The organism is Aquipuribacter aurantiacus (assembly GCF_051216895.1).
GTDB lineage: Bacteria > Actinomycetota > Actinomycetes > Actinomycetales > JBBAYJ01 > Aquipuribacter.
On record NZ_JBPKAO010000001.1, the window covers coordinates 351,158 to 365,840 of the forward strand.

Annotated in this window: 16 protein-coding genes and 1 tRNA gene; 11 read left to right on the forward strand and 6 right to left on the reverse strand. The window is 75.7% G+C overall.

Annotated features, from left to right (window positions below):
- From ACR80Q_RS01715 to ACR80Q_RS01725, 3 genes are all read left to right on the forward strand, one after another.
- A partial coding sequence (locus ACR80Q_RS01715) for a bifunctional 3-phenylpropionate/cinnamic acid dioxygenase ferredoxin subunit (RefSeq protein ID WP_435375813.1) occupies window positions 1-363 on the forward strand: 363 nt, incomplete at its 5' end.
- Window positions 364-392: 29 nt separating this feature from the next.
- On the forward strand, window positions 393-1,619 hold the full coding sequence (locus ACR80Q_RS01720; RefSeq protein ID WP_435375815.1) for an NAD(P)/FAD-dependent oxidoreductase: 1,227 nt from the start codon (window positions 393-395) through the stop codon (window positions 1,617-1,619).
- A gap of 117 nt (window positions 1,620-1,736) precedes the next feature.
- The gene (locus ACR80Q_RS01725) at window positions 1,737-2,579 is read left to right on the forward strand and encodes a hypothetical protein (RefSeq protein WP_435375816.1); all 843 of its coding nucleotides are present in this window, start codon (window positions 1,737-1,739) and stop codon (window positions 2,577-2,579) included.
- Here ACR80Q_RS01725 and ACR80Q_RS01730 read toward each other — a convergent pair.
- Both ACR80Q_RS01730 and ACR80Q_RS01735 read right to left on the reverse strand, forming a co-directional pair.
- The gene (locus tag ACR80Q_RS01730) at window positions 2,548-4,293 is read right to left on the reverse strand and encodes an EAL domain-containing protein (RefSeq protein ID WP_435375817.1); all 1,746 of its coding nucleotides are present in this window, start codon (window positions 4,291-4,293) and stop codon (window positions 2,548-2,550) included. The genes ACR80Q_RS01725 and ACR80Q_RS01730 overlap by 32 nt on opposite strands.
- 74 nt (window positions 4,294-4,367) lie before the next feature.
- Window positions 4,368-5,009, reverse strand: coding sequence for a trimeric intracellular cation channel family protein (locus ACR80Q_RS01735; RefSeq protein WP_435375818.1), 642 nt, complete (start codon window positions 5,007-5,009; stop codon window positions 4,368-4,370).
- A gap of 85 nt (window positions 5,010-5,094) precedes the next feature.
- Between ACR80Q_RS01735 and ACR80Q_RS01740 the strand changes: the two genes are divergently transcribed.
- From ACR80Q_RS01740 to ACR80Q_RS01755, 4 genes are all read left to right on the forward strand, one after another.
- Window positions 5,095-6,339 carry a serine/threonine-protein kinase gene (locus ACR80Q_RS01740; RefSeq protein WP_435375819.1) on the forward strand — a complete coding sequence of 415 codons (1,245 nt, stop codon included), beginning with the start codon at window positions 5,095-5,097 and terminating at the stop codon, window positions 6,337-6,339.
- Entirely contained in the window at window positions 6,336-7,004 is a 669-nt protein-coding gene (locus tag ACR80Q_RS01745; RefSeq protein ID WP_435375820.1) for a hypothetical protein, read from the forward strand. The genes ACR80Q_RS01740 and ACR80Q_RS01745 overlap by 4 nt, the downstream gene beginning before the upstream one ends.
- 219 nt (window positions 7,005-7,223) lie before the next feature.
- Window positions 7,224-8,780 carry a lytic murein transglycosylase gene (locus tag ACR80Q_RS01750; RefSeq protein ID WP_435375821.1) on the forward strand — a complete coding sequence of 519 codons (1,557 nt, stop codon included), beginning with the start codon at window positions 7,224-7,226 and terminating at the stop codon, window positions 8,778-8,780.
- Window positions 8,720-9,751, forward strand: coding sequence for a CorA family divalent cation transporter (locus ACR80Q_RS01755; protein WP_435375822.1), 1,032 nt, complete (start codon window positions 8,720-8,722; stop codon window positions 9,749-9,751). Before ACR80Q_RS01750 ends, ACR80Q_RS01755 begins: the two co-directional genes overlap by 61 nt.
- Window positions 9,752-9,755: 4 nt before the next feature.
- Here ACR80Q_RS01755 and ACR80Q_RS01760 read toward each other — a convergent pair whose 3' ends face one another.
- The 4 genes from ACR80Q_RS01760 to upp form a co-directional block, all read right to left on the reverse strand.
- A complete protein-coding gene (locus ACR80Q_RS01760; RefSeq protein WP_435375823.1) occupies window positions 9,756-11,144 on the reverse strand; it encodes a bifunctional adenosylcobinamide kinase/adenosylcobinamide-phosphate guanylyltransferase in 1,389 nt (462 codons plus the stop codon).
- Window positions 11,141-11,722 (reverse strand): PH domain-containing protein, encoded by a 582-nt coding sequence (locus tag ACR80Q_RS01765; RefSeq protein WP_435375824.1) that lies wholly within the window; start codon window positions 11,720-11,722, stop codon window positions 11,141-11,143. The genes ACR80Q_RS01760 and ACR80Q_RS01765 overlap by 4 nt, the downstream gene beginning before the upstream one ends.
- Window positions 11,723-11,944: 222 nt before the next feature.
- A complete protein-coding gene (locus ACR80Q_RS01770; RefSeq protein ID WP_435375826.1) occupies window positions 11,945-12,130 on the reverse strand; it encodes a hypothetical protein in 186 nt (61 codons plus the stop codon).
- 132 nt (window positions 12,131-12,262) lie between these two features.
- A complete protein-coding gene (upp, locus tag ACR80Q_RS01775) occupies window positions 12,263-12,898 on the reverse strand; it encodes a uracil phosphoribosyltransferase (protein WP_435375827.1) in 636 nt (211 codons plus the stop codon).
- An 86-nt stretch (window positions 12,899-12,984) separates the two neighbouring features.
- Here upp and ACR80Q_RS01780 point away from each other — a divergent pair, with 86 nt between their 5' ends.
- From ACR80Q_RS01780 to ACR80Q_RS01795, 4 genes are all read left to right on the forward strand, one after another.
- Window positions 12,985-13,545, forward strand: coding sequence for a tRNA adenosine deaminase-associated protein (locus ACR80Q_RS01780; RefSeq protein ID WP_435375828.1), 561 nt, complete (start codon window positions 12,985-12,987; stop codon window positions 13,543-13,545).
- Between the two features lie 88 nt (window positions 13,546-13,633).
- Window positions 13,634-14,068 carry a nucleoside deaminase gene (locus tag ACR80Q_RS01785; protein ID WP_435376039.1) on the forward strand — a complete coding sequence of 145 codons (435 nt, stop codon included), beginning with the start codon at window positions 13,634-13,636 and terminating at the stop codon, window positions 14,066-14,068.
- Window positions 14,069-14,140: 72 nt separating this feature from the next.
- On the forward strand, window positions 14,141-14,419 hold the full coding sequence (locus ACR80Q_RS01790; RefSeq protein ID WP_435375829.1) for a DUF2277 domain-containing protein: 279 nt from the start codon (window positions 14,141-14,143) through the stop codon (window positions 14,417-14,419).
- 94 nt (window positions 14,420-14,513) lie between these two features.
- Window positions 14,514-14,603: transfer RNA gene (locus tag ACR80Q_RS01795), tRNA-Ser, on the forward strand.
- The last annotated feature ends 80 nt before the right edge of the window (window positions 14,604-14,683 follow it).

Here is a 14,683-nt window from a genome sequence, read left to right on the forward strand (position 1 = left end):
CGACGACCGGGAGGTCATGTGAGCGACGGGATGCGGGTCTGCGCGGTCGACGAGATCGACGACGGCGGGGTACGGCTCGTGCCGCGGGACGTGGCCGGCACCGGTGACGACGTCGCCGTCTTCAACGACGAGGGCTCGTTCTACGCCCTCGACGACACCTGCACCCACGCGCTGGCCTCGCTGGCCGAGGGCTGGGTCGAGGACGGCACCGTGGAGTGCCCGCTGCACGCGGCCCGGTTCTCGCTGGCCACAGGAGCGGCGCTGTCGCTGCCGGCGACCAAGGCCGCCCGCTGCCACAAGGTCCAGGTGCGCGACGGGGCGGTGTGGTTGTTCCCGGGCGAGGCCCCCGACGGCCAGGCCTGAACGTCGTGGCCGGCGCGCCTGACGGTCCCGTGCCGGTCGGTCCCGCCGGCGCGGTCACGGTCGTCGGGGGCGGCGTCGCCGGGGTCAGCACGGTCGCGGCGCTGCGCCGTCTGGGTCACACCGGCCGGCTGGTCCTCCTCGACGCCGGTGCGGTGCTGCACGACCGGCCGCCGCTGAGCAAGGCCTACCTGGCGGGGACGGCGGCCGAGGGCGAGCTGGGGCTCCACCCGCCGGAGTGGTTCACCGAGCACGACGTGGACGTGCGGCAAGGCGTCCGTGCGGTCGCCCTGGACCCCGCGGTCGCCGTGGTGGGCCTGTCGGACGGCACGACGGTCACCGCCGACGCGGTCGTCCTGGCGCAGGGCGCCTCGGCGCACCGGCCGCCCTTCGCCGGTGTCGAGCTCGCCACCGTGCTGCGGACGCTGGACGACGCCCGCGGGCTGCGGGAGCGGTTGCGGCCGGGGGCGCGGCTGGTGGTCGTGGGGGCCGGGCTGGTGGGCGCCGAGGTCGCCGCGACGGCGGTCGCGCTGGGCGTGACGGTGACCCTGGTCGACCCCGACCCCGTGCCGCTGGCGGCGGTCGTGGGCCCGGAGGTGGCCCGGCTGCTGCACGCCGACCACGCCCGGCACGGGGTCGAGGTGGTCCAGGACACCGTCACCGCCCTCGAGGGGGACGACGTCGACGGGCTGGTCGTCCGGCTGGTCGGGGGCGCTCGGCTCGCCGCCGACGCCGTCCTGGTCGCCACGGGGATGGTGCCCGTGGACGACCTGGCGAGGTCGTCGGGCCTGCTGCGGGCCGACGGGGGAGGGGTCGTCGTCGACGACCGGCAGCGGACCTCCGCGCCGGCCGTGCTCGCCGTCGGCGACGGCACCCGACGCCGGCACGGCGGTGTCACCGCCCCGCCGGGCGGGCACTGGGACGCGGCGAGGCTGGACGGCGAGACCGCCGCGGCGGTGCTGCTGGGCCTCCCGGCACCCGACCGCGGCGCGCCGTGGTTCTGGACCGACCGCTACGACCGGCACGTCGAGGTCGTCGGGGACCCGACGGCGGGCGCCCGCACCGTCGTGCGCGGCACGCCGGGGCAGGGCCCGGCCGCGGTCCTGGGCTGGCGTGACGGTCTGCTCACCGGGGCCGTGAGCGTCGACGACCCGCGCACCGCCCGGGCCGTGCGGCGGCTGGTCGACCGGCAGGTCACGGTGGACCCGGACGTGCTGGCCGACCCCGCCACGGACCTGCGGGCCCTGCTGCGCGGCTGACCGGGAGCGGACCTCGTCCCCAGGTCCAGGTGGCGGGACCCTCGACGAGCCCGTCGACGTTTCGTGCCGGGCCCCAGGGGTACCTCTTCCTCACCCTGCCGGCGAGGAGAACCAACCATGAGCCACGACGACGGACGCCCGTCCGACGCGCCCCGCCCCGCCGATCGGCCGGACCCCACGCCGGACGACGCGACCAGGCCGGACGACGCGACCAGGCCGGACGAGCCCGTGGTGGCCGACGACCGGACCCGGCCCATGCCCCGCCCGGAGCGGGACCTCGACCCGGATCAGGACCGCCCCCCGGTACCCCCGGCCCCCGTGCGCCCCAGCGAGCGGCCGGTCACCGACCCGCACGGCCCGGGGACGACGTTCTTCACCAACCACCCCGACGACGTCGCGGCCCGTGAGAAGGACGCCTACGGCGGCGTCCACGTCGGCTCGGCGTTCTTCGGCTGGCTCGTGGCCGTCGGCCTGACCGTGCTGCTGCTCGGTCTGCTCAGCGTGGCCGGGGTGGTCCTGGGCGTCACCTCCGGGGTCCAGGGCGACGGCGGCGTGCCGGTGGAGGACCTGTCGACGGCGGGCGTGGTCGCCCTGGTCGGGGTGGGGGTCGGGTTGTTCCTGGCCTACGTCGGCGGTGGCTACGTCGCCGGGCGGATGGCCCGCTTCGACGGGGCGAAGCAGGGCCTCGCGGTCTGGCTGTGGGCCGTGGCCGTCTCCGCGGTCCTGGCGGTCGTGGGCTACCTGGCCGGCGACCGGTTGGACGTCCTGGCGCAGGTGGACTCCCTCGGGCTCCCGGTCAGCACGGCCGACCTGACCACCGCGGGGGCCGTCGCGGCCGGTGCGGTGCTCGTCATCACGCTGCTGGGCGCCCTGCTCGGAGGCGCGGCCGGCACCCGGTACCACCGCAAGGTCGACCGGGTGGGCCTGCTCAACGACCCGGGTCCCGCCGAGCCCCGCTGACCCGGCAGGCCGCCACGGCCAGGGACGAGACCGGGGCCGGCCGCTCCGCCGGTCGCCCGACGAACCACCCCTGACCCAGGTCGACGCCCAGGTCGGCCAGCGTCCGGAGCTCGTCGACGGTCTCGATCCCCTCCGCGCACAACGAGGTGCCCGTCTGACGGCAGAACGACGCCATGGCCTCCACCAGGGCGCGCTTCTCGGGGTGGTGGTGGACCTCGTGGACCAGCTCCCGGTCGAGCTTGACGATCTCCGGTCGCAGCCGCACCAGGCGGCGCAGGCCGTCGTAGCCGGCGCCGGTGTCGTCCATGGCCACCTGCGCCCCGCGGGCACGCAACCCCACAAGGAGCCGGTCCAGCTCGGACAGGTCAAGGCGGGAGTCCTCGGTCACCTCGATGACGAGACCGGTGAGGTCGCCGGCCAGCGCGGCGAGCACCGCCGGGCTCCCCAGCACCGACGGGCTGACGTTCACCGTCAGGTAGGTCCCGGCGGACGGGTCGTGGCGGGTCCGGGCCAGGCCGATCGCGCGGGCCTCCAGGGCCGGGCCGTGGCCGCCCTCACGGGCGAGTGCGAACCACTCGCCGACCTCGCGGTGCCCCCGGCCGGGGAAGCGGGTGAGCGACTCGTGGCCGACCAGTCCGCCGGTGGACAGCCGGCAGATCGGCTGCAGCACGGTGCTCAGCGCGACCGGGTCGGCCAGGATCTGCTCGACCTCGGCGAGCGCCGTGCGGGGGTCGGCCCGGGACACGTCGGCGTCGAAGGCCCGCACGCGGTTGCGGCCGTCGGCCTTGGCCCGGTACATCGCCAGGTCGGCCTCGTGCAGCAGGGTCTCCAGGGAGACCCGGCCGACCGCGACCGAGCTGCCGCCGCTGAGCGAGGAGCGGACCTGCCGTCCGCACAGCTGCACCGGCGCGGCCATGGCGACGGACATCCGGTGCAGCACCGCGACCGTCGTGGCTGTCGTCGCGTCGGGCATGAGCACGCCGAACTCGTCACCGCCGAGCCGGGCCACCAGGTCCCCCGGCCGGGCCGAGGCGGTCAGCCGGGTGGCCGCCAGCTGGAGCATCTCGTCCCCGGCCCGGTGCCCGAGCTGGTCGTTGACGTCCTTGAGGTTGTCCAGGTCGAGGACGGCCACCCCCATCGGTCGCCCCGTGGCCTCGGCGGCCTCGGCCATCGCCCGGCCCCGCTGCATGAACAGGGCCCGGTTGGCCAGGCCGGTCAGGTCGTCGTGGTACGCCATCCGACGCAGGTCCTGCTCCAGCCGCCGCTCGGCGGTCCGGTCCCGGAAGCTCCACACCCGGCCCACCACCTCGCCGTCGATCCGCTGGGGCTGGGTGTAGCGGGAGAACACGCGTCCGTCGGCGAGCTCGATCTCGTCGTCGTCCACCAGCTCGGGGTTGGCGTACAGCTCCTCGACGCGGGCCAGGAACCCGGCCTGGTCCTTGACCTGGCTGACGACGAACTCCAGGACGGGGCGGTCGTCGGCACCGGCCGTCGCCTTCGCCAGGTCAGGGGGCAGACGCCACATCTGGGCGAACTTCTCGTTGCGGCCCACCACCACCTCGTTCAGGTCCACCACCAGGATCCCGTCCGCCGTGGAGTCCAACGTCGCCGCGAGCAGCGACAACGAGGCGGCGAGCTGCTCCTGGGTCCCCGGGCGCCTGCGCAGGACCGACGCGGTGCGGTCACGGTGCGGGGGCCAGGACTGGAAGGCCATGTCAGCTCCTCGGGCGAGGTCTGGGAACGGTATCGGCCGCAGCGGTGGTTGTCCCGGGGTCCGGGGAAAGCCGCTCACCCCGTCCGGGGCGGACGTTGCGGCCAGGCGGGCGGGTCGGTCGTCGTCCGACGCAGGTGCCAGCGCCGCATCCGGGCCAGCAGCCTGACCGCGAACACGGACACCGCCACGAGGATGCTCGCGGTGACGCCCCACCACCCGGCCTGCCACAGCAGGACGACCGCCACGCTGCCCGCCAGCGACGGCACCGCGTAGATGTCGTCCTGCAGCACCACGGGCACCTGACCGGACAGCAGGTCGCGCAGCACCCCGCCACCGATACCGGTCAGCAGGCCGAGGAGCACCGCGGCCAGCGGCGGGGCGCCCGCGACGAGCGCGGTGACGGCCCCGTTGACGGTGAACAGCCCCAGCCCGCCGGCGTCCAGGACCAGGACCGCCCGCCGGAACCGGTCGACCCCCAGGTCCCAGTAGAACGCCACGACGCCGGCCAGGGCGGCCAGACCCAGGGCCCAGACGTTGCTCAGGTTGGCCGGCGGGGTGGCACCCAGCAGGACGTCGCGGATGATGCCGCCCCCGAGGCCCGCGACCAGGGCCAGCACCACGGCCCCGAACAGGTCCATCCCGCGGCGGGCGGCGACCAGGCCGCCCGACAGGGCGAAGACGGTCACCCCCAGGAGCTCGGCGACGTCACCGGCCATGCTGCACCTCCGTCGCTGGCTCCGGGCCCGGGCTCGTACCGTTTCGGTGACGAGCAGATCGGGTACCAACCCTGGCGTACTGGAGGTGCGAGTGGACGGCGAGGGCACCACCCGGGTCTCCGACGACGGCGCAGACCCCCTGCCCGGCGCGGACGAGCACGTCCTGGCCGGGCGGTACCGGCTCGGCGAGCTGCTGGGACGCGGTGGGGTCGCCGACGTCCACCGCGCGAGCGACGACCTGCTGGGCCGCGAGGTCGCGGTCAAGCTGGTGCGCGCCGAGCAGCCCGACCCGGCCGCCCTGGAGCGGTTCGCCGCCGAGATGCGCACGCACGCCGGGCTCAGCCACCCCAACCTGGTCACGGTGCTGGACGCGGGTACCTCGGGAGGCCGGCCGTTCCTGGTCATGGAGCTCGTGGAGGGCCGGACCATGGCCGTCACGGCCGGCGAGCCGTGGTCCACCGCGGTGGTGGCGCGGGTTGGGACCGAGATCGCGGCCGGTCTGGCCCACGTCCACGAGCAGGGCGTGGTCCACCGGGACCTCAAGCCGGCCAACGTCCTGATCGGCGACAACGGCCGGGTGGCCCTGTCCGACTTCGGGATCGCCCGCCTGATGGAGGCGGACCACGGTCACACCGCGACCGGGTTCACCATCGGGACCGCGGCCTACTTCGCGCCGGAGCAGGTGACCGGCAGCACCGTCACCCCCGCCGCCGACATCTACTCCCTGGCGCTGGTCCTCCTCGAGGCGCTCACCGGCGAACGTGTCTTCCCCGGTCCGCCCACGCAGGCCGCCCTGGCTCGGCTGCAGCGCTCGCCGCACGTTCCCGAGGGCCTGCCGGCCGAGCTGGGCGACCTGCTGCGACGGATGACGGCGACCGAGCCCGAGGTGCGACCCGGCGCCCTGCAGGTGGCGGAGGTGCTCCGGCGGGTCGGCGGGGTCCCCGCCGCGCCGTCCGGGGGGACGGGCTCGCGACCCGCCGTGCCCACGGACCCGACGCGCCCGATGCGTTCGGCCCCCGCCGGGTCCGCCGGGTCCGCCGGGTCCGCCGGGTCCGCCGGGTCCGCCGGGTCCGTCCGGCCCGCCCGGCCTGTCCGGCCCGCCCGGCCCGTGGAGCACGACGCCCGGCCCGTGGAGGACGACGCCGCAGCGCCCCGACGCCGGCGGCCCAGCCCGGTGGTCATGGCCATGCTGGTCGTCCTGCTCGTGATCGCCGGGATCCTGGTCTGGACGGTCCTCGACGCCACGAGGACCGCGGCGGTCGACCCCGCCGTCGGTGACCAGCCGCTGGAGGTCCTGCTGGAGGACCTGGACCGGGCGGTGAACGGATGACGCGGCCGAGCCGGCGCCGGCTGGCGCTCGTCGGGGTCGTGGTCGCCGCGGGCCTCGTGGCGGGGTGCGCGCAGCCGGCCGCCCCGGTCTCGGCGGACCTGCCCGAGGCGGGCGAGCTGCACGCGCAGGTCGTGGCGGCGGTCGCGGCCGAGGACTGGGCGGCGGCCCGGTCGTCCCTGGACGCGCTCGTCGAGGTCAGCGAGGCCGCCCGCGCCGACGGGGTGCTCGACGACGCGCGGGCCGACCTGGTCGTGTCGGCCGCCGAGGCGCTCGCCGCCGGCCTGCCGAGCGAGGAACCGGCCGCTCCTGCGACCCCGGGTGAGGAGGAGCCGGCCGAGGAGACCTCGGGCGACGACCCCGCGGAGGAGCAGCCCGGCGGGCGGGAGCCCGAGGACGAGCAGCCGCCCGCCGACGAGCCCGCCCGGGACCCGGAGCCCGCCCCCCAGCAGGACGGCACCGGCGGGCAGGACGAGGACGGGAGCCAGGACGACGGGGACGACGGCGGGGACGAGGACGGGGACGGCGACGACGGCGCGGACGACGGGGACGGCGACGGCGCGGACGACGACGGCGCGGACGACGCGGACACCTCCCCGGGCAACAGCGGGGAGAACCGCAACGACGGCAACAACCGCAGCAGCAGGAGCAACGGCAACGGTTCCTGAGCCCGCCGCGGTGGACGGTTCTCCTGCTGTTCACGAGTTTGTTGGCCCGAGGGGTACACCCGCCCTCCTGGATGGGCATATCCTCACGAGGGATTTCGTGTTCGGCAGGACTTGGAGGGGCGGATGCCTTCGGCGACGGGGACCGGGGGTGGTGGTGCTCGTCGTGGGCGCCTCCACCGCACGTCCCCGGCCCCTCGTGCGGCCCGGACCCTCGTGGCGGTGCTCGGGGTCGGCTGCGTCGCGCTGACCGCCGCCTTCGCCGACCCGTCCGGCTTGGCGCCCCCCGCCCCGTCCGACGTCTTCGCGGCCGGTGAGGGTGGGCTGGGCCGTCTCGACACCGGCGGCGGTCCCAGCACGCAACGTCCCGACGGCCCGATGGGGGGCTCCGAGGGCTCGCTGGCGTCGTCCCTGCCGGACGCCGACCTCGAGGGTCTCGACGAGTACGGCGACCCGTTCGACCCGTTCGCCGACCCGTTCGCCGACCCGTTCGCCGACGACTTCGACACGCTGGGCGGGGAGTTCCTCGCCTCGGCCGTCCCCTCGGGCCTCGCGACCGGTGACATCCCGGCGGCCACGCTGCGGGCCTACCGGTCCGCCGCCCAGGTGCTCGCGCGGGAGCAGCCGACCTGCGGGATCGACTGGGCGCTGCTCGCCGGCATCGGTCGGGTGGAGTCCAACCACGGCCGGTACGGCGGCGCGACCGTGACCGCCGACGGCCGTTCCGTGCCCGGGATCCTGGGGGTCCGCCTGGACGGCTCGCTCGCGGGCACCATGGTCATCCGTGACACCGACGGGGGCGCGCTGGACGGCGACACCGAGTACGACCGGGCGCTCGGGCCGATGCAGTTCCTGCCGGGCACCTGGCAGCGCTGGGGCAGCGACGGCGACCGTGACGGGGTGAAGGACCCGCAGGACATCGACGACGCCGCCCTGGCCGCGGCGCGCTACCTGTGCTCCGGCGACGGCGGGGTGGACCAGCCCGGTCCCGCCGCCGCCGCGGTCCGCCGCTACAACAACTCCACCGAGTACGTGCAGCTGGTGCTGTCGACCGCCGCCGGCTACCGCGACGGTGGCCCCACCGCGTTCCCGGACGACGGCTACGGGGACACGACCTACGACGAGCCCTACTACCCCACGTCCGACGGCTACCCGGGGCCCGCGGGCTGGTCGCCGCCGCCGTCGAGCGCGCTGGACCGCACCCCTGGTGCGGGTGCACCCGGCCCGGTCTTCACCCCCGGCCCTGCGGTCACGCCCCGGCCGTCCCCCGGCCGCCCGACCGTCGCACCCGCCCCGACGGTCACGCAGCCCCCGACCGCCTCGCCGACCCGGCCCCCGACCGCGTCGCCGACCCGGCCCCCGACCGCCTCCCCCACCCGGCCCCCGACCACGGTCACCCCGAAGCCGACGGTGACGAGCCCGCCCCCGTCGAGCGTGCCCACCACCACCCCGCCGTCGACGCCCTCGACCGAGCCGACCCAGCCCACGGTGCCCCCGTCGACGGGGGAGCCGAGCACGGGGCCGACGGCGCCGACGACCGACCCGAGCACCCCGCCGAGCGCCGAGCCGACCCCGACGTGCGAGCCCGCCCCGCCCGAGGGGGAGTCCGCCCCGCCCACGACGGAACCCCCGGGCGAGCCGTGCCTGCCGCCCTGCACCGGTCCGACGGCCACGCCCACGCCGACGCCGTCCCCGACGGACGCCGAGCCCACGCCAGGGTGCGAGGTCGAGCCCGGCGTGGAGCCGACCGGCACCTCGACGACGCCCCCCGTCGGCTGAGCACCACGAACCGTCCCCACGCCACCGGCGACCCGTCAGGGCGAGCCGGCACGGGCATCCGGTGGCTGGACGTCACCGGTCCGCTGTCCCCGCAGGAGCACGACGCCGCGGCGGCGGCCGGGATCGGTCCGTCCGCCCTGCGCAGCGCCGGAGCCCGCCACGACCGGCCCACCCGCCAGGTGCTGGGCGAGGACCTGCTGGTGGCGCTCCGGCCCGCGACCTACGACGAGCAGCAGCGCACCGTGCAGCTGGGGCACGTCGTGCTGGTGATGTCGTCCGGCGCCGTCCTGGTCCGCCACGAGGACGGCCCGGACGTCGAGGCGGTGCGAGCGGTGCTGCGGTCCCTCCCGCACCCACCGGCGGCACCCGGCTGGTGCGACGTGGTCGCGGCCACGGCCGCGCTCGTGGTGCAGGGGTACGCGGACGTGCTCGACAGCATCGACGACGACATGCGGGAGGTGGAGACGGCGGTGTTCGGCGGGGCGGCCGAGGCCCCCCGGCGGATCTACGAGCTGTCCCGCGAGGTCATCGCCCTGGAGCGCGCCACGCACCCGCTCGTCGACGTGCTGGAGCCCCTGCCCGAGCAGGTCAACCGCGACAACGGCCGAGCCGGCGCCCAGCGGCTGCGGGCGGTCGCGGAGCGGGCACGACGGGTGGTGGACCGGGTCGACGCGCTCCGGGCGGCGCTGTCGGACATCCTCATGGTGTCGGCGAGTCTGGTCGCGCAGCAGCAGAACGAACGCGCTGCCGAGCTGGCCGAGATCGGCGTGCGGCAGAACGAGCAGGTCAAGCGCATCTCGGCCTGGGCCGCCATCCTCGTCGTCCCGACCCTGGTGACGGGCATCTACGGCATGAACTTCCAGGACATGCCCGAGCTCGGCTGGCGGTTCGGCTACCCGGCCGTGCTCGGGGTCATGGCCGCGCTGTCCGTCGGGCTGTACGTGGTGTTCCGACGGCGCGGCTGGCTCTGACGCCTCACCGCAGCCGCTGCACGGTCCCTGCCACCACCAGCTCGACCCGTTCGCTGGCCGACGCCACCGCGGCGTTGAGCCGACCGAGCTCGTCGCGGAACAGCCTCCCGGACCAGGTGGCCGGCACGACCCCGGACCCGACCTCGTTGCTGACGGCCACGACCTGCCGGGGCGTCGAGCCCCAGGCGCCGAGCAGGTCTGCCACCCGTTCCCGGTAGACCTGCTCCGCGTCGCCGTCGTGCCACCGGTCCGGCTCCCACGCCCCCGCCCGGTCCAGGGCGTCGGTGCACCACAGCGCCAGGCAGTCCACCAGCAGCGGCGGGCCGTCCTGCTCCAGGAGCGTGACCAGCTCCGTCGACTCGACCGTCCGCCAGCCCTCGGGGCGTCGTCGCCGGTGCAGGGCGACCCGGGCCTGCCAGTCCGCGTCGCCGTCGCGCGACCCGGCGGTCGCGACGTAGACCACGTCGTCCCGGTCCGCGAGCAGCCGCTCGGCGTGGGTGCTCTTGCCCGAACGGGCTCCCCCGAGGACCAGGGTCCGTCGTGGGCGGTACGGGTCCGGGCCCGGTCGCGTCCCCGGACCCGTGGCGGCCGCCACCGCGTCACCCAGCCGGACCCGGGTCCCGTCCGGTCGGACCTCCGCGCCCCACGCGGCGAGCCTCGCGGCCAGCTCGTCGGTGGGCGGGTTGTGGTGGGACAGGTGCGTCGCCAGGACCCGGGTCCGCCCGGTCACGGCCCCGACGCGTCGCAGCTCGGCCAGCTGGGCGGGAAAGCTGACCAGGTCGTGGTGGGCGGTGCCGTGGGTCGTCAGGTCTCCGAACGTCTCCTCCAGCACGAGCAGGTCGTAGCCACGCCCCCGGACCTGCTCGAGGGCGTCCGAGGACAGCGGGCCCGTGTCGGTGGCGTAGAGCAGGGAGGTCCCGTCGGGGCAGGTGACGTCCCACAGCACGGTGGGGACCTCGTGGGTCCCGGCGACGGCGCGGCACCGGTAGCCCTCGGCCACCACCTCGTCCCCGGCGACCACCGGCCGCAGCGTCACGGGGTCCTCGGGCCCCAGCCAGGGCTCGTACGCCTGGACCGCGTCGTCGGGTCCCACCACCAGCAACGGCTGCCCCGTCCGCGTCCACGAGCGCCACAGCAGCGGGGCCGGTGAGGTGTGGTCGGGGTGGGAGTGCGTGAGCAGGACCAGCCGGACCCCCACGAGCGAGGTCCCGGCCCTGACCGCGGCCCGCGGCGCCTCGGGCCCGCAGTCGAGCATGACCGTGCCGTCCAGCAGCGCCGCGCTCTGGCCCCTCACCTCACCGCGGGCGGCGGCGGACAGGCACGACGCGCACCCGCAGAACGGGTTGGGCCAGCCGTCGGCGGACCCGGTGCCCAGCAGGACGAGCTCGCTCACCGCTCGGTCCGGCGGCTGCCTCCGGGAGCGGGCTGCCGGTCGCCCTGGAACGGTGGACGGGCGAAGATCTGCAGGCAGATGAGCTCGTAGGCGCGCTCCGGGTCCCGCACGAACGTGATCTCGCGCAGCGCCTGGTCGCGCCCGGCGGACTCCAGGACGAACCGGCCGTAGCCGAACAGCTTGCCCCAGAACGGCCGCTCGAAGGCCATGTCGGTGACCTTCATCAGCGGCATCATGTCCCGCTTGCTGTCGAGGATCCCGTGCAGGCGCAGCAGCCGGCGGTCGGTCACCACGAACCAGTCGTAGGTCCAGGCCAGGTAGCGCCAGAACGCCCGGCCGACCAGCGCCAGCCAACCGACCATCAGCACGCCGCGGACCGCGTTCAGGTCGCCCAGGTAGTCGCTCACCCAGCCGATGGCCACCAGCGCGGCGATCGACGTGAGGACGGGCTCCACCAGCAGCACGGGGTGACGGTGCTGGGCGACGAGCACCTTCTCGCCCGGGACCAGGCCGGTGCCCAGCTTGCGCCGGACGATGGCCTGGGCCCGCTCGATCCCCTTGGAGGTCGGGGGCGCCACCGGCTCGTCCAGCGGCAGCTTCTCACCCGGGAGCGGCCACTCGACGTCGGTCAGCGCGTCCCGCAACGAAGGCCGGGGCGTCCGGGGGCGTCCCGGGCCGACGACTGCGGGCGTCGGGGACCGGCCATGGCGCTGCAACGGGTTCGCACCGGGCCGAACGTCGCCGCGGCGGGAGACAGGACCCCCGGCGGGCTCGTCACGCCGGCGACGCCACGCCATCGGTCAGGGGGTGTCGCTGGACTGCCGCAGGACCTCGTCGAAGAACGTGAACACGGCGTCGAACCCGGCACCGATGCCCTCGAAGCCCCCGACGACGATGCCCGCGGCCTGCTCCGGGCTCTGGAAGATCGCGTAGACGAGGAACACCAGGAAGATCCACAGCGCCCACTTCAGGACCTTCTTCAGCATGTGCACCTCGCCTCGCCGTCACTGGTCGCCGTCCGGGCACTCACCCGACCGCTCAGCATCCTCATGCGGGCACCGGGGCGTCCACCCGCCACGCCGGGCGGGGATGCCCGGGTCGGGGTGCGGCGTCCTGGTTCACACCACGCCGTAGAGGCGGTCGCCCGCGTCACCCAGGCCGGGGACGATGTAGCCCCGCTCGTCCAGCTTCTCGTCCAGCCCGGCGACGACCACGTTCAGGTCGACCTCGTCCGAGACGTGCTGCTCCAGCGCGGCCAGGCCCTCGGGGGCGGCGAGCAGGCAGATCGCCGTGATGCTCCGCGCCCCCTTGTCGTGCAGGAAGTCCACGGCCATCGCCAGCGTCCCGCCGGTGGCGAGCATGGGGTCCAGCACGTAGCACTGCCGACCGGACAGGTCGTCGGGGAGCCGGTTGGCGTAGGTCTTGGGCTGCAGCGTCTCCTCGTCGCGGAGCATGCCGAGGAACCCGACCTCCGCGGTCGGCAGCAGCCGGCTCATCCCGTCGAGCATGCCGAGACCCGCGCGCAGGATGGGCACGACGATGGGCTTCGGCGAGGCGAGCCGGACGCCCTCGGTCGTGGTCAGCGGGGTCCTGACCTGCACGGTCTCGGTGGCGACGTCGCGGGTGGCCTCGTAGGCCAGCAGCGTGACGAGCTCCTCGACGAGCCGGCGGAAGGTGGGGGAGTCGGTCGCGACGTCACGCAGCGTCGTGAGCTTGTGCGAGACGAGCGGGTGGTCGGCGACGTGGACGCGCATGACCGCACGCTACCGACCTGTCGGGCGCCACGGGTCAGCCGCGCCGGGACCGACACGTCGTGCTCGGTTGGTGCCAGGATGAGGGGGTGTCGTACTTCGCCGCTCTCCTGGTCCCCGCCGGTCGCTCCTGGACGTCCCGGGACGCGGACCTGGGCACGCTCGAGAGCCTGGACGACCTCGTGGACACCGTGCGCGTCAGCGTCGACGGCGCCACCGGTCTGGTGCTGCTCGAGCGCGAGGACGAGTGGTTCGCGCTGGTGCGCGTCGACGGCGAGGACGACGCCCGGGTGTTCGTCAGCGACCTGCCGGCCGCCCGCGCCAGCACGTACGGCCCCGTCTTCGCCGACCCCGACGTCTGGGCCGACGCGGGGTCGCTGCGAGCGGCCGGTCTGGTGGGGCCCGGGTTCGACGAGACCTACCGGTCCGGCCTGGACGACTACGAGGAGCCGGCGCCGGTCGCCGACGAGGACGTCCCCAAGCTGACCGAGGTCCCCTGGGCCGGTGACCTCTCGCTGCTGGAGGACCTGGGCGTGGGCGGGGAGAGCCTCAAGGCCATCGTCGAGGCCGACGCCGACGACCCGGCCCGGGCCCTCGGCGAGCTGGGTGAGCGCGTCGGGTTCCTCGATCTGCTCGAGACCCTGCGCTGACGCTGCGTCGGCGGGTGCGACGACCGGTGCGACGGCGCCGGATGGGGACTGGGGCGTGAGGCCGGGGACGCCGGTCGAGCTGGCGGCCATGGAGCGGGCGCTGGAGCTCGCGCAGCGGTGCCTGGACCACGGGGACGTGCCGGTCGGTGCGGTCGTGCTGGGCCCGGACGGTGCCGTCCTGGGGGAGGGACGCAACCGGCGCGAGCAGACCGGCGACCCGACGGCCCACGCCGAGGTCGACGCGCTGCGCAGCGCGGCCGGGGCCCTCGGTCAGGGGTGGCGACTGCCGGGTGCGACCGTCGTGGTGACCCTGGAGCCGTGCGTCATGTGCACGGGCGCCCTGGTGGCCGCCCGGGTCGCCCGCTGCTCGTTCGGGGCGTGGGACGACAAGGCCGGTGCGTGCGGGTCGGTCTGGGACCTGGCGCGGGACCCGCTGTCGTTGCACCGGCTGGAGGTGGTCGGCGGCCTGGCGGAGGCCCGCTGCGCCGAGCTGCTCCGGGCGTTCTTCCGCGACCGCCGCTGACGGCCCCCCGCTGACGGCCCTTCCCGCTGTCGGCCATTCCGTCTGTCGGCCCGGGCGAGCAGGATGGTCGCCATGTGCCGCAACATCACCGAGCTCCGCGGCCTCGAGCCGCCCGCGACGACCGACGAGGTCCGCGCCGCCGCCCTGCAGTACGTCCGCAAGGTGAGCGGGGTGCGTCAGCCGCCGCCGGCCGCGCTCGCTGCGTTCGAGGCCGCGGTGGACGAGGTCGCCCGGTCGACGGCCGCCCTGCTGGACCAGCTCCCCGCCCGGCGTCAGCCACCGACGACCGTGCCGCCGCTGCGTCGGCCCGAGGTGCGGGCCCGGCTGGGCCTGGGGGCGCCGCCGTCCTGAGCCGACCGTGTCCCGGGCGCGAGGCGCCCCCGGGCGGCCACGGTCGCGGGTGAGGGGTTCGGGCCACCCCCGTCGGCCTTGTACCCTTCTCGGCGGTGACGTGTCCGAGCGGCCTAAGGAGCACGCCTCGAAAGCGTGTGAGGGGGAGACTCCTCCGTGGGTTCAAATCCCACCGTCACCGCCACTGAGGGGCCTGCACCACCCTCGACGTCGAGTGATCGACCCCGGCTGGGCGTGCTGCCTGACCGGGGTCGCGCTCGTCGT